At 63.9% G+C, this 18,029-nt stretch carries 13 protein-coding genes; 9 read left to right on the top strand and 4 right to left on the bottom strand.

Translation table 11 applies throughout. The features are described 5' to 3' along the window. The first annotated feature begins 5 nt into the window (after window positions 1-5). Genes tsaE through trxA form a run of 6 tightly spaced genes read left to right on the top strand, consistent with a single transcriptional unit; the run spans window position 6 to window position 8,832 of the window. Window positions 6-485 (top strand): tRNA (adenosine(37)-N6)-threonylcarbamoyltransferase complex ATPase subunit type 1 TsaE, encoded by a 480-nt coding sequence (tsaE, locus tag VK792_RS09910; protein WP_326297320.1) that lies wholly within the window; start codon window positions 6-8, stop codon window positions 483-485. Next, window positions 452-1,456 carry an aminoglycoside phosphotransferase family protein gene (locus VK792_RS09915; protein ID WP_435404838.1) on the top strand — a complete coding sequence of 335 codons (1,005 nt, stop codon included), beginning with the start codon at window positions 452-454 and terminating at the stop codon, window positions 1,454-1,456. Before tsaE ends, VK792_RS09915 begins: the two co-directional genes overlap by 34 nt. Beyond that, the gene (locus VK792_RS09920) at window positions 1,453-2,133 is read left to right on the top strand and encodes a nucleotidyltransferase family protein (RefSeq protein WP_326297321.1); all 681 of its coding nucleotides are present in this window, start codon (window positions 1,453-1,455) and stop codon (window positions 2,131-2,133) included. Before VK792_RS09915 ends, VK792_RS09920 begins: the two co-directional genes overlap by 4 nt. Further along, complete coding sequence (gene addB, locus VK792_RS09925; protein WP_326297322.1) at window positions 2,126-5,053, top strand: double-strand break repair protein AddB; 2,928 nt, start codon at window positions 2,126-2,128, stop codon at window positions 5,051-5,053. The genes VK792_RS09920 and addB overlap by 8 nt, the downstream gene beginning before the upstream one ends. Continuing rightward, window positions 5,050-8,463 carry a double-strand break repair helicase AddA gene (gene addA / locus VK792_RS09930; protein WP_326297323.1) on the top strand — a complete coding sequence of 1,138 codons (3,414 nt, stop codon included), beginning with the start codon at window positions 5,050-5,052 and terminating at the stop codon, window positions 8,461-8,463. The genes addB and addA overlap by 4 nt, the downstream gene beginning before the upstream one ends. A gap of 48 nt (window positions 8,464-8,511) precedes the next feature. Continuing rightward, window positions 8,512-8,832, top strand: coding sequence for a thioredoxin (gene trxA, locus VK792_RS09935; RefSeq protein WP_326297324.1), 321 nt, complete (start codon window positions 8,512-8,514; stop codon window positions 8,830-8,832). Window positions 8,833-8,886: 54 nt separating this feature from the next. On the opposite strand, the gene VK792_RS09940 is transcribed toward trxA, so the two are convergent. Then, window positions 8,887-9,795 (bottom strand): hypothetical protein, encoded by a 909-nt coding sequence (locus VK792_RS09940; protein WP_326297325.1) that lies wholly within the window; start codon window positions 9,793-9,795, stop codon window positions 8,887-8,889. Between the two features lie 104 nt (window positions 9,796-9,899). On the opposite strand from VK792_RS09940, the gene hslV reads away from it, so the two are divergent. The 3 genes from hslV to radC are packed head-to-tail and all read left to right on the top strand — an operon-like array spanning window position 9,900 to window position 12,595. Next, window positions 9,900-10,454 carry an ATP-dependent protease subunit HslV gene (gene hslV, locus VK792_RS09945; protein WP_326297326.1) on the top strand — a complete coding sequence of 185 codons (555 nt, stop codon included), beginning with the start codon at window positions 9,900-9,902 and terminating at the stop codon, window positions 10,452-10,454. A gap of 44 nt (window positions 10,455-10,498) precedes the next feature. Then, window positions 10,499-11,806, top strand: a complete 1,308-nt coding sequence (gene hslU / locus VK792_RS09950) for an ATP-dependent protease ATPase subunit HslU (RefSeq protein WP_326297327.1) — start codon at window positions 10,499-10,501, stop codon at window positions 11,804-11,806. A gap of 45 nt (window positions 11,807-11,851) precedes the next feature. Then, on the top strand, window positions 11,852-12,595 hold the full coding sequence (radC, locus tag VK792_RS09955; RefSeq protein WP_435404839.1) for a RadC family protein: 744 nt from the start codon (window positions 11,852-11,854) through the stop codon (window positions 12,593-12,595). 3 nt (window positions 12,596-12,598) lie between these two features. Here radC and VK792_RS09960 read toward each other — a convergent pair whose 3' ends face one another. From VK792_RS09960 to secA, 3 genes are all read right to left on the bottom strand, one after another. Further along, complete coding sequence (locus VK792_RS09960) at window positions 12,599-14,158, bottom strand: phosphate ABC transporter substrate-binding/OmpA family protein (RefSeq protein ID WP_326297328.1); 1,560 nt, start codon at window positions 14,156-14,158, stop codon at window positions 12,599-12,601. A gap of 24 nt (window positions 14,159-14,182) precedes the next feature. Further along, complete coding sequence (locus VK792_RS09965; RefSeq protein ID WP_326297329.1) at window positions 14,183-15,157, bottom strand: translocase; 975 nt, start codon at window positions 15,155-15,157, stop codon at window positions 14,183-14,185. A gap of 132 nt (window positions 15,158-15,289) precedes the next feature. After that, window positions 15,290-18,019, bottom strand: a complete 2,730-nt coding sequence (gene secA / locus VK792_RS09970; protein WP_326297330.1) for a preprotein translocase subunit SecA — start codon at window positions 18,017-18,019, stop codon at window positions 15,290-15,292. Window positions 18,020-18,029 lie beyond the last annotated feature (10 nt).

The following is an 18,029-nucleotide window of genomic DNA, read 5'->3' on the forward strand; positions in this document are numbered from 1 at the left end:
GGCCCATGACCGCGACATCCCCGATTTGCCTGACGATGCCATCGCCCGCTGCAACCTGTGCTCTGGCGCGCGCCCTGGGGGTGCGGCTGAGGGCAGGGGATGTGTTGTTGATGGAAGGTGGAATTGGCGCGGGCAAGACCCATTTTGCCCGCTGCCTGATCCAGTCCCTGCTACCCGCACCAGAGGACGTACCATCGCCCACATTCACGTTGGTGCAGGTCTATGAGGCGGCTGACTTCGAGATCTGGCACAGTGACCTGTATCGCCTGACCGACCCCGATCAGGTGGTGGAACTGGGCTTGACCGAAGCGTTTGAAACCGCGCTGTGCCTTGTGGAATGGCCTGACCGTCTGGCCGACCTGTCGCCGCAAGAGGCGCTTTGGATTCGCTTTGCCGATGCCGGGGACAGCCCGGAGGCCAGGGCGCTGGAACTCAGCTGGACGGCTGGCGATTGGGGCGCGCGGCTGCAGGGGGTGGCCGCGTGACGATCACGGGGTTCCTGAATGCTTGCGGTTGGGGCGATGCCGCGCGGCAGGACATGACGCCTGATGCCTCCAGTCGGACCTATACCCGCCTGTGCAAGGGCGAGGATACCGCGGTCGTGATGCAGGACCCGGACGGCGACGTTGCCTTGTTTGCCCGGCTTTCGCGGCACCTGAGCGCGCTCGGCCTGAGCGCGCCGCGCATCATCGCAGAGGCGCCGCAGGACGGGCTGTTGCTGATCGAGGATCTTGGCGATGACCTGTTTGCGCGACTGTGCGAAACCGATCCCGCGCTGGAACCAACGCTTTACGACACCGCGGTCGATGTGCTGATTGCACTGCACCGGGCCAAGCCGCCCGCAGGGCTGACTGTCGCCACGCCATCGCTTCTTGCGCAGATGATCGACCCGGCGTTCGACTTTTATGCGGCCCGGGCCGGGCAGACCCCGTCACAGACCGACCGGCGGGCCTTGCAGGCCGCGCTGAAAGACGCGCTCGACAGCCACGCGTCCGTGGCTGACGTGATGATCCTGCGCGACTACCACGCCGAAAATCTGCTGTGGCTGCCGCAGCGCACAGGCACGGCGTGTGCCGGGCTGCTGGATTTCCAGGACGCGCTGATCGGCCACCGGGCCTATGATCTGGTGTCCCTGTTGCAAGACGCCCGGCGCGACGTCACCGGCCCGGTCACCGACCGGGCGATCAGGCGGTTCGCGGACCGGACCGGTACGCCAGAAGACACCTTGCGGGCCGCCTGCGCCGTGCTCGGGGTGCAGCGCAACTTGCGGATTCTTGGGATTTTTGCCCGCCTCGCGGTGCTGCGCGGCAAGCCTGGCTACCTTGGCCTGATCCCGCGCGTCTGGGGCCATATCGACCGCAGCCTGCACCATCCGGCGCTGTCTTCGGTCGCGCCGCTGATCGCAAAGTACCTCCCGGCCCCTACGCCGGATGTGTTGGAAAGGCTGGCACGATGAGCCCAAACGCGATCCTGCTGTTCGCCGCCGGGTTCGGCACCCGTATGGGCCCGCTGACCCGCACCTGTCCTAAACCTTTGATCAGGGTGGCGGGCCGTCCGCTGATCGACCATGCGCTGGCGCTTGCGGATGACTTTGGCCCGCTGACCCGCGTGGCGAATGCGCATTACCATGCAGATCAACTGGCCGCGCATCTGGCGGACCGCGATGTGGCCCTGTCGCACGAGGCGCCCGAGATCCTTGAAACCGGGGGGGGGCTGCGCAAGGCGCTGCCCCTTCTTGGGCAGGGGCCGGTGTTCACGCTGAACACCGACGCGGTCTGGACCGGATCAAACCCGTTGGCGACGCTGGCCCGTGCGTGGCAACCGGATCGGATGCAAGCGCTTTTGTTGTGTGTGCCGCTGACGTCGGCCTTGGGGCGCGACGCGCCGGGCGATTTCCACCTGGGTCCCGACGGTCGGCTGCGTCGCGGGGGCGATCTGGTCTATACCGGGGCGCAGATCCTGCACACCGACCTGTTGCAAGAGGTCAGGGAACCAGCGTTTTCGCTGAACGTGGTGTGGAACAAGATGGCCGAACAGGGCGGGCTGTTTGGCGTCGTCCATGATGGCGGCTGGTGTGATGTTGGTCGGCCCGAAGGGATCGCTCTGGCCGAAGGACTGTTGGCTGATGTTTGACCCTACCGACACACCCCGTCTTTTCGGCCTGCCACCGGGTGTGGATTTCCCCGCCGCCTTCCTGCGTGGCCTGGACAGGATGCTGGAGGGGCAGCCGCCAGAGGCCATCGGCCGGGTTGAAGTGATCGTCAACACCACGCGGATGCGTCGTCGTCTGAGAAGCCTTCTGGACAACGGTCCGCCGCGCATTCAACCGCGCTTGCGGTTGCTGACCGAAAGCACCGATCCCCGCGACATGGCCGGCTTGCCGAACGCTGTGCCGCCGTTGCGGAGAAGACTGGAGCTGGCGCAACTGGTGGCGCGTCTGCTGGATGCCGACCCGACGCTGGCCCCGCGCAACACGCTGTTCGACCTTGCGGATTCGCTGGCAAGCCTGATGGACGAGATGCAGGGCGAAGGCGTCAGTCCCGAAAATATCGCCGCGCTCGACGTTTCGGACCAGTCCGGCCACTGGCAACGTGCGCTGCGCTTCCTGAAGGTGTTGCAACCTTATTTCGAACTGGCCACGGACGCCCCCGACACTGAGGCGTTGCAACGCCAGTCGGTGTTGCGCCGGATTGCGCGTTGGCAGGCCAACCCGCCCCGGCACCCGGTGATCCTTGCGGGGTCCACCGGGTCGCGCGGGACCACGCGATTGTTGATGGAGGCAGTGGCGCGCCTGCCGCAGGGGGCTGTCGTGCTGCCCGGCTTCGATTTCGACATGCCCGCGCCGGTGTGGGACACGCTGGGCGACGCCCTGACCGGAGAGGACCACCCCCAGTTCCGTTTTGCCCGTCTGATGGTCGAGCTTGGCCTGAGGCGCGAAGCTGTGGCGCGTTGGGATGACACGCCGCCACCCAGCCCCGCGCGCAACGCCGTGCTGTCACTGGCGCTTCGGCCCGCACCTGTCACCGACCAGTGGCTGCGCGACGGTCCGTTCCTGCCAGACCTGTCGAACGCCATGGCAAATGTGACACTGGTCGAGGCGGCAAGCCCGCGGGATGAGGCGCTGGCCATCGCCCTGCGTTTGCGGCAGGCCGCAGAGGACGGCCAGACCGCCGCGCTGATCACCCCCGACCGGATGCTCACGCGGCAGGTGACCGCAGCGCTGGACCGCTGGGGGATCCTGCCCGACGATAGTGCGGGTACCCCACCGCAGCTGACCCCGCCGGGTCGGTTTATGCGCCATGTCGCGGGGCTGTTCATCCGTGATCTGACGGCCGAGGCGCTTTTGACCCTGCTGAAACATCCGCTTTGCCACGCAGGGGCCGGACGCAGCCAGCACAACTTGAACACCCGTGACCTGGAATTGCACATCCGGCGCAAGGGCTGGCCGTTTCCGACCGCGGAAAAACTGTTGGCCTGGGGCGAGGCGCGCAACCGCTCGGATTGGGCGGCCTGGGTCGCGCACCTGTTCTGCCAGCCGCCGGTGGCCGGCCCGCTGCCGTTGACTGAATGGGTTAAACGTCATCTGGACCGTGCGCAGGGACTTTGCGCCGGGTCCGAAAGCGACGATGCACGCGTATTGTGGGCTGAATCTGCAGGGCGCGAAGTGCACAAGATCGTGACCGACCTGCAGGATCAGGCGCCCCATGGTGGCGATATGACCGCACGGGATTATGCCGACCTGTTCGGGGCCGTTCTGTCGAAGGGCGAAGTGCGCAACCCCGTCACGCCGCACCCCACCGTGTTGATCTGGGGGACGCTTGAGGCGCGGGTGATGGGCGCCGACCTGCTGATCCTTGGCGCGCTGAACGAAGGCACCTGGCCGGAAATGCCAAAGGCAGACCCGTGGCTGAACCGGCGGATGCGCCACGACGCCGGACTGTTGGTGCCGGAACGCCGCATCGGCCTGTCAGCGCATGATTTCCAGCAGGCCTTTGGCGGGCAAGAGGTCTGGGTGACCCTCGCGCTGAAATCGCAGGATGCCGAAACCGTGCCGTCGCGGTGGATCAACCGGCTGATCAACCTGCTGAACGGCTTGCCCAATCGCAATGGCCACGCCGCGCTGGACCAGATGCGGGGCAGGGGCAACGAATGGCTGGCGTTGGCCCGCGCGTCCGAGGCGCCGAAGCCGGCGTTGCCAGCGCCGCGCCCCGCGCCGCGCCCGCCCGTGGCCGCGCGCCCGCGGCACCTGTCGGTGACCGAGATTCAGCACCTGATCCGCAACCCCTATGCGATCTATGCCAAGCATGTGCTGAACCTGCGGCCCCTGATGCCGCTGCAGCGTACCGCCGATCCGATGATCCGGGGCACGGTGATTCACGATATCTTTCAGCAGTTCATCGCTGAAACGATGGAAGACTCTGACCGGTTGACCCGCGCGCGGCTGATGCAGATCGCGGAAGAGATTGTTGCCCGTGACATTCCCTGGCCCGCGATCCGGCATGTCTGGCTGGCCCGGGTGGATCGCGTCGCTGATTGGTTTATCGCGCGGGAACACCAGCGACGAGAACTGGCGCAACCGGTGATGCTGGAAAAGAAAGCCACAGCCCGAATGTCGGCGCCCGATTTTGCCCTGACCGGCAAGGTCGATCGCATCGACATGGACACCGAAGGCCGCGCCCATGTCTATGACTACAAGACCGGCACACCGCCCACCACAAGCCAGCAGAAGCATTTCGACAAGCAATTGCTGCTGGAGGCGGCGATGATCGAACAGGGCGTTTTCAAGCCGCTTTTCCCGCAATATGTCGCACAGGCCGTCTATATCGGGCTTGGGGCCACGCCCCGGGAACAGACCGCGCCGTTGGACGAGATCACGCCAAGTGAGCTTTGGGACCAGTTCGGGAAATTGATTGCCGCTTACGACGACCCCGACAGGGGCTATCCCGCGCGCAATGCCAGCTTTTCCGAACACGAGGTCACAGACTATGACCAGTTGTCGCGCTTCGGTGAATGGGACGGGGCGCAGCCGCCCGATGACGAGGTTCTGGAATGAGCCTGCCGCAATTCGACGAAGCGACCCTGCGCCAGGTCGAAGCCGCCGAACCCGGCGCGTCGACCTGGTTGTCGGCGAACGCAGGGTCGGGCAAGACCCGTGTGCTCACCGATCGGGTGGCGCGGCTGCTGCTGCGGGACGTGCCGCCTGATCACATCTTGTGTCTGACCTATACCAAGGCAGCCGCGACCGAGATGCAGAACCGCCTGTTCAAGCGTCTGGGCGAATGGGCGATGCTGGATGACACGCACCTGGGCACCGCATTGGCGGGTCTCGGCGTGGTCGACAGCGCCAACCCCGACTTCCTGCGCAATGCCCGCACCCTGTTCGCCCGGGCGATCGAGACGCCTGGTGGCTTGCGGATCCAGACGATCCATTCGTTCTGTTCCGCGCTGCTGCGGCGTTTTCCGCTAGAGGCCGGGGTCAGCCCGCAGTTCAAGGAAATCGAAGACCGCGCCGCAGAACTGCTGCGCGAAGAGGTGCTGGACCGTATCGCCGAAGGCCCGGATGCCGGGCTGGTCACCGCGCTGGCAGGGCACAGCACCGATCAGACGCTGGATGCGGTCTGCGCCGAAATCACCCGCAACCGCGATGTGCTTCTTTCCGTACGCACCGAAGGCGATATTCGTACGGCCTACGGTCTGAGCGACAGGATGGATGTTCCCGGCCTGTTGGACAGCGTGTTTCTGGGCGGCGAGCTTGAGATGTTCGCAGAGATGATCCCGGTCTTGCGCGGCAGCGGTTCCAACGACAACAAGCTGGCAGACAAGCTGACGACGATCACGGCTCCGGATCTGGGGGCCTTGCAGCTTCTGGAAGACGCGTTGCTGAACGGATCGACTGCGAAAGAGCCGTTTACCGCGAAGATCGGAAAGCTGCCCACCAAAGCCCTTGCAAACGGCCCGCTTGCGCATCTAACGGGCCGGCTGGACGACCTGATGCGCCGGGTGGAATCCGCCCGCGAAACCCGGTTGGCCTTGATGGCCGCCGACAGGGATATCGCGTTGCACCGCTTTGCGACTGTCTTTCTGGCCGCTTATGAGGCGGAAAAACAGCGCCGAGGCTGGCTGGATTTCGATGACCTGATCGCGCTTGCGAACCGACTGCTGGACAACCCGGCAGTAGCGGAATGGGTGCTCTACCGCCTGGACGGCGGGATCGACCACATTCTTGTCGACGAAGCACAGGACACCAGCCCGACGCAATGGCGCGTGATCGAACGGCTGGCACGCGAATTCACCTCGGGCGAAGGGGCGCGGGCCGATGTCGCGCGCACGATCTTTGTCGTGGGGGACAAGAAACAGTCGATCTATTCGTTCCAGGGGGCCGACGCGCGCGAATTTGACCGGATGCGGGCAGAGTTCGCCGCCCGCCTGCGGGGCACCAATACCCCGCTGAACGCGCTATCGCTGGAACACTCCTTTCGCTCGGCCTGGCCGATCCTGCGGCTGGTGGACCTGACCTTTGAAAACCGCCGCGACTCGGGCTTTCCGCAGGATGAAAAGCACATCGCCTTCAAGGAACGGATGCCCGGTCGCGTCGACCTGTGGCCCCTGGTCGAGAAAACGACCGAGGACAAGGACGGCACCTGGTATGACCCGGTCGACCATGTCAGCCCGCAACATCATACCGTGGTTCTGGCGCGGCGCGTGGCGGGGTTCATCAAGGAGCTGATCGATACGAACCACCCGCTGCCGATCGAAAGCGGCAACAGCGGCACGTATCAGGCACGGCCGGTGCGGGCAGGGGACATTCTGATCCTTGTGCGGCGTCGGTCCCGGCTGTTCACAGAAATCATTCGCGCCTGCAAACAGGCCCAATTGCCGATCGCCGGGGCAGACCGGCTCAAGGTGATGGCGGAACTGGCGGTGCGCGACATTGGCGCGCTGCTGGCATTCCTTGCCACGCCAGAGGATGACCTGTCGCTGGCTACGGCGCTGCGCTCGCCTCTGTTCGGGCTGAGGGAAGGCCAGCTTTACGATCTCGCGCAGGGCCGGGGGGAGAAATTCCTGTGGGTCGCGCTGCGCGAGCGTGCGGAAGACTTTCCCAAGGTTGTGCAGGTTCTGGCAGAACTCATGCGCCAGACCGATTTCCTGCGTCCCTATGACCTGATCGAACGAATCCTGACCCGCCACAACGGCCGACGCCTGTTGCTGGGGCGTTTGGGCGAAGAGGCCGAGGACGGCATCGACGCGCTGTTGCAGCAGGCGCTGTCCTATGAACAGACAGAGGTGCCCAGCCTGACCGGGTTCCTGCAATGGATGCAGACCGACGACCTGGAAATCAAACGTCAGGCCGACAGCGCGGGCGACCGTATCCGCGTGATGACGGTGCACGGCGCGAAAGGCCTGGAAGCGCCCATCGTGATCCTGCCCGATTGCAGCCAGCCCAGCCGAGATGTGCGCGATAGCATCCTGACGGACGATGCCGGGGGCTTCTGGAAGCAGAAGGCCGAAAGTCTGCCCGCACGACAGCTTGCCCGATTGCAGGCCCGCAAGGATGCCGACGCCCGCGAACGCGACCGGCTGCTTTATGTTGCGATGACACGGGCCGAGAAATGGCTGGTGGTCGCCGCTATCGACGATTTGGGCAAACAGGGCGATTCCTGGTACGAAATCGTCAGGAGCGGAATGGAACGTGCCGGCGCGTTGCCGCATGTCGTCGGGTTCGGCGATCAGGGCACGGGGCAGGGTTTGCGCCTGCAAGAGGGGGATTGGGCTGCCTTGCCGATGACCCGACCGCAGGACGATACGGACAGCGCCGTGGCGATGCCGCCGTGGCTGCGTGAGCCGGCGCCGGATGTGCCTGCCGCGCCAGAAACCCTGTCGCCGTCGCAGCTTGGTGGGGCCAAGGCCCTGGCCGGGGCAGAGGGCGACGAAAGCGACGCGGCCAAGCTTCGGGGCACCCATGTGCACCTGCTGCTGGAGGTGCTGGCCAACCTGCCGACCGATGAACGCGCCACCATGGCCGACGCCCTGCTGGCGCGCGAAGACGTGCCCGCAGATGCCCGCCCCGCTCTTGTGGACGAAGCCGTGGGGGTCCTGGACGCACCCGGCCTGTCGATCTGTTTTGCGCCTGATACGCTGGCCGAGGTGGCTGTGTCCGCAAACCTGCCCGGCCTTGGCCCCTGCCACGGCGTCATCGACCGGTTGATCGTCGGCCCGGACCGCGTGCTGGCGGTGGATTTCAAATCGAACCGCACCGTGCCCGACACGCCCGAAACCTGCCCCGAAGGGCTGCTGCGGCAGATGGGGGCCTATGCCGCAATGCTGGCGCAGGTCTATCCCGACCGGCGGATCGAGACTGCGTTCCTGTGGACCCGGACCGCGCAGATGATGTTCCTGCCGCATGATCTTGTGACGCAGGCGCTGGAGCGCGCAAAACTTGACCTTCCAGCCCCCGCTACTTAGATTTCGGCCTCAGCACAGATCCGCTGCCCCATCTCAAGGAGATTCCCTATGGCCACCGTTGCCGTGACCGATGCCACCTTTGACGCCGAAGTGAAAAATTCCGAAATCCCCGTCGTGGTCGATTTCTGGGCTGCCTGGTGCGGCCCCTGCAAGCAGATCGGCCCGTCGCTGGAAGAGCTGTCCTCCGAATACGAAGGCCGCGTGAAAATCGTCAAGGTCGACGTAGATGAAAACCCGATGTCGGCCGCAAACCTGGGCGTGCGCGGCATTCCGGCGCTGTTCATCTTCAAGGATGGCCAGGTCGTGTCGAACCGCGCAGGTGCCGCGCCGAAAGCCGCGCTGCAAAGCTGGATCGAAGGCGCGTTGTAAGCGTTCGTATCCGTTGATTTGAAGGGCGTCCCGTTTGGGGCGCCCTTTTCATTTTCACATCGGCCAACCGGCCCGTCGCAAGGCCTGCGCTATCCTGACCTTGGCTGATGGGTGGCCGGCGTTGATCGACATGTGTTGCCAATACCACCACAGGTAACACGCATAGGCGGGCAGCGGTGCCTTGCGCGCGGCAAACGCGGCGTCGACCCCATCACGCGGGACCGATCCGGCGATATGGTGAAAGTCGACCTGCGCGAAAAGAACGGTTGGTTTCTCAAAGAAATAGCCATTGAAGGCCGCGCTTGAATTCTGTGTCACCACGCAGGAACAGGCGGGCAGGAACCGGTCCATCTGCCCCGAGGCAAGGGTCAGGCGCGGGTGGGCATCCACAAGCGCCTGAAGCGCAGACAGCTCTGCCACGCTGTAGGTTTCCCCTGGGTGCAGGGTCGCCACGACCGGGCGCGGATCGCGTGCAAGAACTTCGTTCAGCATGGCAATGGGGCTGCACGTCTGGAACGCGCGATGATCGGCAAGCCGCCCTTGCAGCGGAACATAGACAAAGCCGTCATCGCGTGCTTGCCAGCCCGCAAACAGCCGTTTGCGCCAGAACTCCGTGAACCGTTTCGCCAGGGCCGGGTCAAGGGTTTCCGGGTTGAACCGGCTGCGGGCGACGTGCCAATGCCAACGCTCTGCCTGCGGTTCGATTGCCCAGAACGGATAGTGATAGGCTCGCCTTATGGTGACACCGCGTTGGGTGGTGGGCGGCGCCATGTGAAACAGGGCAAATCCGTTTCGGCCCCGGGATTTTTCCCGTTCCTCGGCGCTGTCACGATGATAGGCGACGCGAAACCCGGCCTCTATCAACGTTTCCGCGACCAATGTCAGAAAATTGTGTTGCCCGCGCTCGGCGCTGCGTTTCAACGGGGGATCAAGGTAGAACCGAACAACGCGCGCCTGTGCCATAGCCCCTGCCTAGCCCGCCCGTCAGGCCCGGGCAAGGCCCGCCCCCTTGTCCCCGCGGACCCAGATCGCCATATAGGCCCTCGACCAACAAGGAGCGCGACAACATGGCAGACGACAGCTTTCCCGGCTGGCACGGCACGACGATCATCGGCGTCCGCAAGGGCGGCCACGTGGTGATCGCAGGCGACGGGCAGGTCAGCCTTGGCCAGACCGTGATCAAGGGCACCGCTCGCAAGGTGCGGCGCCTGTCGCCCGGTGGATTCGACGTGGTGGCCGGTTTCGCGGGATCGACCGCGGATGCCTTCACGCTGCTGGAACGGCTGGAAGCCAAATTGGAAGCGACGCCTGGCCAGTTGCAGCGCGCCAGTGTCGAACTGGCCAAGGATTGGCGCACCGACAAATACCTGTCCAAGCTGGAAGCCATGCTGATCGTCACCGACGGGCGCGACCTGCTGGTGATCACCGGGGCGGGCGACGTTCTGGAACCCGAACATGATGTGGCGGCGATCGGATCGGGCGGGAACTATGCCCTCGCGGCCGCACGGGCGTTGATGGACAGCGATCTGGACGCCGAAGCCGTGGCCCGCAAGGCGATGGCGATCGCCGCCGACATCTGCGTCTATACCAACGGCAACCTGACCGTTGAAACCCTTGGGTAGTCACGAATTTTCATCGAAAATTCGTGTTCCCGGAAAGGACCGACATGACCGACCTGACCCCGCGTGAAATCGTATCCGAACTCGACCGTTTCATCATCGGCCAAAGCGACGCCAAGCGCGCCGTGGCCGTCGCGCTGCGCAATCGCTGGCGGCGCAAGCAGCTATCCGACGACCTGCGCGACGAGGTGTATCCGAAGAATATCCTGATGATCGGACCCACCGGCGTCGGCAAGACCGAGATCAGCCGCCGCCTGGCCAAGCTGGCTCGCGCGCCCTTTATCAAGGTCGAGGCAACCAAGTTTACCGAAGTCGGCTATGTTGGCCGGGATGTGGAACAGATCGTGCGTGATCTGGTCGATGCGTCGATCGCCATGACCCGCGAGCTGATGCGCGAAGAGGTCAAGGCCGCGGCCCATCGCAACGCGGAAGAACGTGTGATCGAAGCGATTGCCGGAACCGACGCGCGCGAGGCCACAAGAGACATGTTCCGTCGCAAGCTGAAATCGGGCGAACTGGACGATACGGTGATCGAGCTTGAGGTGGCAGAAACCGCGAGCCCCGCGCCGATGTTCGACATCCCCGGCCAGCCCGGTGGTGGCGCGGGCATGATGAACCTGGGCGATCTCTTCGGCAAAGCGTTCGGGGGACGCACGGTGAAGAAGCGGATGACCGTTTCGGAAAGCTACGAGGTGCTGATCGCGGAAGAGGCCGACAAGCTTCTGGATGACGAACAGGTCAAGCTGGCCGCGGTCGAGGCCGTGGAGCAGAATGGCATCGTCTTTCTGGACGAAATCGACAAAGTCGCGGCCCGGGCCGAAGCGCGCGGCGACGACGTCAGCCGTGAAGGCGTCCAGCGCGACCTGCTGCCGCTTATCGAAGGCACGACCGTCAGCACCAAGCATGGGCCGGTGAAGACCGACCACATCCTTTTCATCGCCTCGGGCGCGTTCCACATTGCCAAGCCGTCCGATCTGTTGCCGGAATTGCAGGGGCGTCTGCCGATCCGGGTGAACCTGCGGCCACTGACCGAAGAGGATTTCGTCCGCATCCTGACCGAGACCGACAACGCCCTGACGCTGCAATACAGCGCCCTGATGGCGACCGAGGAGGTGGCGGTCACCTTTACCAAGGATGGCATCGCGGCGCTGGCCCGGATCGCGGCCGAGGTGAACCAGACGATCGAGAACATCGGTGCCCGCAGGCTCTATACCGTGATGGAGCGGGTGTTCGAGGAACTGTCCTTCACCGCGCCGGACATGGCCGGGCAGGCGGTGACGGTCGATGACGCCTTTGTCGAAAAGCACCTGGGTGAACTGACCCGGTCCACGGACCTGAGCCGCTACGTGCTCTGACGTGCGTTAACCAATTCTTCACCATGCGCGGCGCACCCTGCCGCCATGGTGGAGTTTCGCGAACAGCCCGGCTTGTTTGACGAGGCATCGGCGGTGCCGATGGCCGCGGGGCGGGTGCCGTCGTATATCGCGGACCACCGCAAACGGCTGCGGGCGCGGTTCCGCGATGGCGGTGCCGCGGCCCTGCCGGACTACGAGATGCTGGAACTGGTGCTGTTCCGGGCGATCCCCCGGCAGGATGTGAAACCGCTGGCGCGGGCGCTGCTGGACCGGTTCGGGGATTTCAACGCGGTCGTTTCGGCCAGTCCCGCCCGGCTGGCAGAGGTTAGCGGCGCCGGAGAGGCGGTGATCACCGAGCTGAAGATCGTCGAGGCGGCGGCGCACCGTCTGGCGCAGGCGCGGGTGCTTCAACGGCAGGTCATTTCCAGCTGGGATGCGTTGTTGGCCTATTGCCAGACGACGATGGCGCATCAGGAAACCGAACAGTTCCGGGTGCTGTATCTTGACCGCAAGAACGTGCTGATCGCCGATGAACCGCAGGCGCGGGGCACCGTCGATCACGTCCCCGTTTACCCGCGCGAGGTCGTGAAGCGCGCGCTGGAGATCAATGCCAGCGCGCTGATCCTTGTGCACAACCACCCGTCGGGCGATCCGACCCCCAGTGCCGAGGATATCGACATGACACGGCAGATATTGAATGCGGCGGATGCGTTGGGCATTGCCCTGCATGACCACCTTGTGATCGGGCGGTCGCGAGAAATCAGTTTTCGGGCCGAAGGGCTGCTGTAGCGGTCAACGCACCCAGACTTCGACCCGCCGGTTGACCTGCCGGCCCCAGACGCTGTCGTCGCAGGCCATGGGAAGGGCTTCGCCGAAGGCGTCGGTGCCGATGTCGGTCTGGCGCAGGTTGGCGGCCTCTGCTGCCTCCAAGACCGCGTCGCGCACGCTTTCGGCGCGGCGATGGGCGATGGCCAGGTTGCCGTCGGCCGGTCCCTGTCCGTCGCTGAACCCCACAAACAGGACGCGTCGGGCATCAAACGCGCCCGCCTCCAGCGATCGAGCGAGTTGCTGCACGTTCGAGCGGGACTGCGCGTCAAGCGAGATCGAGCCGGGTTCGAAGCGGAAACTGGTGGTCAACCGCTGCATCGGTGCCAGCGTTTCGGTCATACGTTTCAACCCGTCCAGACCGGCATCGCCCGCTGCGACCGCAATGGCATTGGCCAGTCGGTCGCCTTGCATATCAATCGGCACCTCTTCTGGCGCCTGATCGACGAACCCGGCACGACGGATCACGATTTGCGCGGCCGGGCTACGGGTGAAGGCCAGGAAATCACGCCCCATCCGCGGCAACCGCCGCGCGGGCAGATAAAGAAACATCGGCAGGGTCAGCGGGTAGTCTTCGGTCTTGATGTTGCGCCGGGTGCCGCGCAGCGTGAAGCCACAGGTGCCCGACAACTGCAACGCCCGGGCCGAGTCGATTTCGGAATAGCTGGCAATGCCCAGCCCAAACGGATCGGCCCCGACCGCGCGGTCCAGCGCGGCGTTGTTGTCATGCCGGGTGACATCGCCGCTGAATGTCAGGCGCGCCGGGCGCATCAGCTTGTCCTCAATCGCCTGGGTCAACCCGTTGCCAGCGGCCAGCAGGTGCAGCCCGATGGGTGCATCGGGGCCGCCCAGTTGCGACCAGTTGGTCAGCTTGCCCGCCAGCACCAACGACAGATCGCGCAGCGAAATGCGCGTCACCGGGTTGGCAGGTGACACCACCGGTATCAGCGCATCCAGCGCCAGAACGCGGCTGCGGTTGGCTGCGCGCAGGTCGCCCATGCCGGCCTCTGACGCCAGCCGGGTTTCCGCTGGGCGCACCTCGCGCAGGGACATGACGATGTCAGCCTCATCCGCCAGCAGGTCGGCAAAGCCTTCATCTGTATTGCTGACGCGGAACCGGAAACGCGCGACGCTGGCACCAGTGCCACGTTCCTTCAGCGTATAGATGAAATGCGAGTCGTCTGGCATCACCCGTTCGGCGGCGTAGCCTTCTCGCAGGGCGAATGCCTCGATCAGCGCGGGCATGAGCACGTTGCCGATGGTGGAAGAGCCCGAAACCGTCAGATCGGCGACATAGTTCAACAGGTTGGGGCAGCCAGGCCCGGTACAGTTTACACCGCTTCCATCGACTGTCAGTTCGCCATAGCGCGTGTCGAGGCGGTAGAACTCGCCGTCAAAGCCCAGAAGCGTTCCCGACAGTTCGATTGCGCCATCCAGCGACTGCAACGTCACATCCTGCGCCAGCGATGGCGGGGTCTGCGCAAACATGAAAAGTGCGGCGAGGATCGCCGCACGCAATTGAGACATAAGAAGACCTGTTTAAGACAGCCGTCAGTTGGACGCGATTGTCAGGTCTTCGACAGTGTTTTTCAACACCAGAAATTCACCCACGGCCGAACAATCGGGAAGTGCAAAGGTCACATCCTGCACACGCGGCTTGGTGCCATGATGCAATTCGATGGTTTGGGCCATGATGTCGCGGCCGCAGTTCTGTGCGGTGACTTCAGCCTCGACCGTCATCAGGACAGTGCCCTGCTTGCTGGTCGATGCAGTGGGATAGGTATAGACCTCGGCCACGAGGGCGTTCGGCACCGAGGTGTCGCCGAGGCGCAGCATGAAACCGCTTTCGCCTTCGGCCACCGCGGCCATGTCGCCGCTGGCGTCGTGCCAGACGTGTCCGGGCTGGAAATAGTCCGCGCCGAATTCACGGGCGTGCAGTTCCAGGCCCATGTCGCCTTCCCACTGGACCACTACGCGATCCATCAGGTCGAGGCCCGCGACTTCGGTCAGGGCGACGGCGCCTTCGCCGTTGTCAAACGCCGCGACGAAAACCGCGCGATCATTCAGCGCGGGCAGCGACGCTTGCAGGGTGCCTTCGGGCGACAAGGTTTCGGTGACCATCATGCCATGATGATGCAGCACCACAGTTTCGCCGCCCAGACAAGGGGCCGACAAGCTGAGGTCCACCATCGCGCCGGGCGCGGGGACGGCGTCCATGTCGATCCGGCAGTTGGGCTGTGCGGTACCGGCCGGGTTGGTCATGTCACCCATGTTTGCCGCAGCCGTCTGAAGGCCTTCGGGGCCGGTCTGCTGGCCGGGCGCGCGGGCTTCTGCCGGCATCTTGGGCAGACGCAGGCGCGGCATCGGTGCGGCCGAAGAGGTCGGCGTGATGTCATCGAACTGGATGTCCCCTTGCGCGAACTTAGGGGATTCGGGTTCCATGAAGGCTTGCATGACGAATCCGATCCCCAGCGCGCAATACGCGGTGCTCAGGGACAGTGCGACTGTTCTCGGCTTGGTCAACATGGCGATTCCTTCCCAAGGTATTTTGGGAAAAATTCGCAATACAACGCGGCATTGGAATGGCGGGGGAGGGCGCGTCGGGGGGCGCTTTCAGGGCGGAAATGTGTTTATTTTCCCGCCCTGAAACAATCCTTCTCAGGCCAGACGACCGTGGCAGTGCTTGAACTTCTGGCCTGACCCACAGGGGCAGGGATCATTGCGGCCCGGGTTGCCCCAAGTTGTCTGATCGGTTTCGTCAAAGCCCGCCAGCAGCGGCGTCGGGGCCGCTGCGGCGCTATCAGGGGTGGTCTGACCACTCGCCTGCGCCATCGCCGCCTGTTGGGCGCGTTGCATTTCCGCCTGCTGCGCCGCGATCTGTTGCATCAGGGCGCGCTGTTCCTCTTCGGTCATCGGGCGTACCTGAGACAGCTTCTGCGTGACTTCTTCCCGCAGCCCGTCAAGCAGACCTTCGAACAGTTGAAACGCCTCGGTCTTGTATTCGTTCAGCGGGTCACGCTGCGCGTAGCCGCGGAAACCGATGACGGACCGCAGATGTTCCAGCGTCAGCAGGTGTTCACGCCACTTGCCGTCGATCGCTTGCAGAAGGATCTGCTTTTCGATCTGGCGCATGGTGTCTTCGCCAAAGGCCTTGGTCTTCTTGTCCATCTCTTCGTCGGCGGCGGCTTCCAGCCGCTCGCGGATGGTTTCGTCGTCCACGCCTTCTTCGGCCGCCCAGGCGATGACCGGCACGTCAATGCCCAGCTTCTCGATCACGGCGGCATAAAGGCCTTCGGAATTCCACTGGTCGGCATAGGATTTCGGCGGCATGAACTGTTCGACCAGATCGTCGATCACCTGTCCGCGCATGTCGGCCGTGATTTCCGACACGTCCTCTGATTTCATGATCTCAAGCCGTTGGCTGAAGATCACCCGACGCTGATCATTCATCACGTCATCGAACTTCAGCAGGTTCTTTCGGATGTCAAAGTTGCGGCCTTCGACCTTGGCCTGCGCCCGTTCCAGCGACTTGTTCACCCAGGGGTGAATGATCGCCTCGCCTTCTTTCATGCCAAGGGTCTTCAGAACCTTGTCGAGCCGTTCCGACCCGAAGATGCGCATCAGGTCGTCTTCCAGCGACAGGTAGAAAGACGACCGGCCCGGGTCCCCCTGACGGCCAGAGCGGCCGCGCAGCTGGTTGTCGATGCGGCGGCTTTCGTGCCGTTCGGTCGCCAGAACGTACAGACCGCCGGCATCCTTCACCGCCTGTTCGTCGGCCTTGTGCGCGGTTTCGATCTGTTCGCGGATTGCAGCATGATCGCCGTCGGGATTGGCGGCGATGGCTTCCATGATCTTGAATTCGACATTTCCGCCAAGCTTGATGTCGGTACCACGACCCGCCATGTTCGTCGCGATGGTGATCGCGCCCAGCTTGCCGGCATCGGCGACGATCTGCGCCTCTTGCTCGTGTTGGCGGGCGTTCAGAACGTTGTGTGGCAGACCCGCGGCCTTGAGCATCTCCGACAGCATTTCGGACTTTTCGATCGAGGTGGTGCCGACCAGAACGGGCTGGCCCTTAGCGTGGGCATTGCCGATTTCCTCGACGATCGCCTCGTATTTCTCGCGACCCGTGCGATAGACCTTGTCGTCTTCGTCGATCCGGGCAACCGGGCGGTTGGTCGGAACCTCGACCACGCCCAGGCCATAGATCTGCATGAATTCCTCTGCCTCGGTCGCCGCGGTCCCGGTCATGCCGGACAGCTTTTCATAAAGGCGGAAATAATTCTGGAACGTCACCGAGGCGAGGGTGATGTTTTCCGGCTGGATTTCGCAGCCTTCCTTGGCCTCGATCGCCTGGTGCAGACCTTCGGACAGACGGCGGCCCTGCATCATGCGGCCGGTGAATTCGTCGATCAGGATCACCTCTCCGTCGCGGACGATGTAATCCTTGTCACGGGTATACAGCTTGTGTGCGCGCAGGCCCTGGTTGACGTGGTGCACCACCGTGGTGCTTTCCGGGTCATAGAGTGTATGCCCATCGGGCAGAAGGCCGCGTTGCATCAGCTGTTGTTCGAGGAATTCGTTGCCCTCTTCGGTAAAGGTCACGTTGCGCTGCTTTTCGTCCAGCGTGAAATGGGTGTCGTTCAGCAGCGGCACCAGTTCGTCAATCGCCTTGTACAGCTCGGTCCGGTCGTCTGATGGGCCAGAGATGATCAGCGGCGTCCGCGCTTCGTCGATCAGGATCGAGTCCACTTCGTCCACAATGGCGAAGTTGTGCCCGCGCTGTGACATGTCGGACAGCGACGACTTCATGTTGTCGCGAAGATAGTCGAAGCCCAATTCGTTGTTCGTGGCATAGGTGATGTCGCAGGCATACGCCTCTTTCTTCTCTTCGGGATCCTGGCGCGGGTAGACCACGCCGGTCGACATCCCCAGCGCGCCGTAGACCTTGCTCATCCACTCTGCATCGCGCTTGGCCAGATAGTCGTTCACGGTGACGACGTGCACACCCTTGCCCGAAAGCGCATTCAAATAGGCCGGGAAGGTCGCGACCAGCGTCTTGCCTTCGCCGGTCTTCATTTCGGAAATGTTGCCCTGGTGCAGGAAAATCCCGCCCATCAACTGCACATCGAAGGCCCGCAGACCCAGCGCGCGTTTTGCTGCCTCGCGGCAGTTTGAGAATGCTTCGGGAAGCAGGGCGTCCAGGCTTTCGCCAGCCTTCGCGCGGTCCGACAGTTCGGCCGTCTTTTCCCTGAGCTGATCGTCCGAAAGCTTTTCGAACTCAGGTTCCAACGCGTTGATTTTTGCAATCAGCGGGCGGGTGGCTTTCACCTTCCGGTCGTTGGCGGTGCCAAACACCTTCTTGGCGACTTTTCCGATACCCAGCATGCTCTCTCTA

Origin of the sequence: Mesobacterium hydrothermale, assembly GCF_035818635.1 — a bacterium.
In the GTDB taxonomy this organism is placed as follows: domain Bacteria; phylum Pseudomonadota; class Alphaproteobacteria; order Rhodobacterales; family Rhodobacteraceae; genus Mesobacterium_A; species Mesobacterium_A hydrothermale.

Bases quoted from the DNA above. Each gene is read 5' to 3' on its own strand.
- tsaE (WP_326297320.1), top strand. From the start codon at position 6: ATGACCGCGACATCCCCGATTTGCCTGACGATGCCATCGCCCGCTGCA.
- VK792_RS09920 (WP_326297321.1), top strand. From the start codon at position 1,453: ATGAGCCCAAACGCGATCCTGCTGTTCGCCGCCGGGTTCGGCACCCGT.
- addB (WP_326297322.1), top strand. From the start codon at position 2,126: ATGTTTGACCCTACCGACACACCCCGTCTTTTCGGCCTGCCACCGGGT.
- addA (WP_326297323.1), top strand. From the start codon at position 5,050: ATGAGCCTGCCGCAATTCGACGAAGCGACCCTGCGCCAGGTCGAAGCC.
- trxA (WP_326297324.1), top strand. From the start codon at position 8,512: ATGGCCACCGTTGCCGTGACCGATGCCACCTTTGACGCCGAAGTGAAA.
- VK792_RS09940 (WP_326297325.1), bottom strand. From the start codon at position 9,795: ATGGCACAGGCGCGCGTTGTTCGGTTCTACCTTGATCCCCCGTTGAAA.
- hslV (WP_326297326.1), top strand. From the start codon at position 9,900: ATGGCAGACGACAGCTTTCCCGGCTGGCACGGCACGACGATCATCGGC.
- hslU (WP_326297327.1), top strand. From the start codon at position 10,499: ATGACCGACCTGACCCCGCGTGAAATCGTATCCGAACTCGACCGTTTC.
- radC (WP_435404839.1), top strand. From the start codon at position 11,852: ATGGTGGAGTTTCGCGAACAGCCCGGCTTGTTTGACGAGGCATCGGCG.
- VK792_RS09960 (WP_326297328.1), bottom strand. From the start codon at position 14,158: ATGTCTCAATTGCGTGCGGCGATCCTCGCCGCACTTTTCATGTTTGCG.
- VK792_RS09965 (WP_326297329.1), bottom strand. From the start codon at position 15,157: ATGTTGACCAAGCCGAGAACAGTCGCACTGTCCCTGAGCACCGCGTAT.
- secA (WP_326297330.1), bottom strand. From the start codon at position 18,019: ATGCTGGGTATCGGAAAAGTCGCCAAGAAGGTGTTTGGCACCGCCAAC.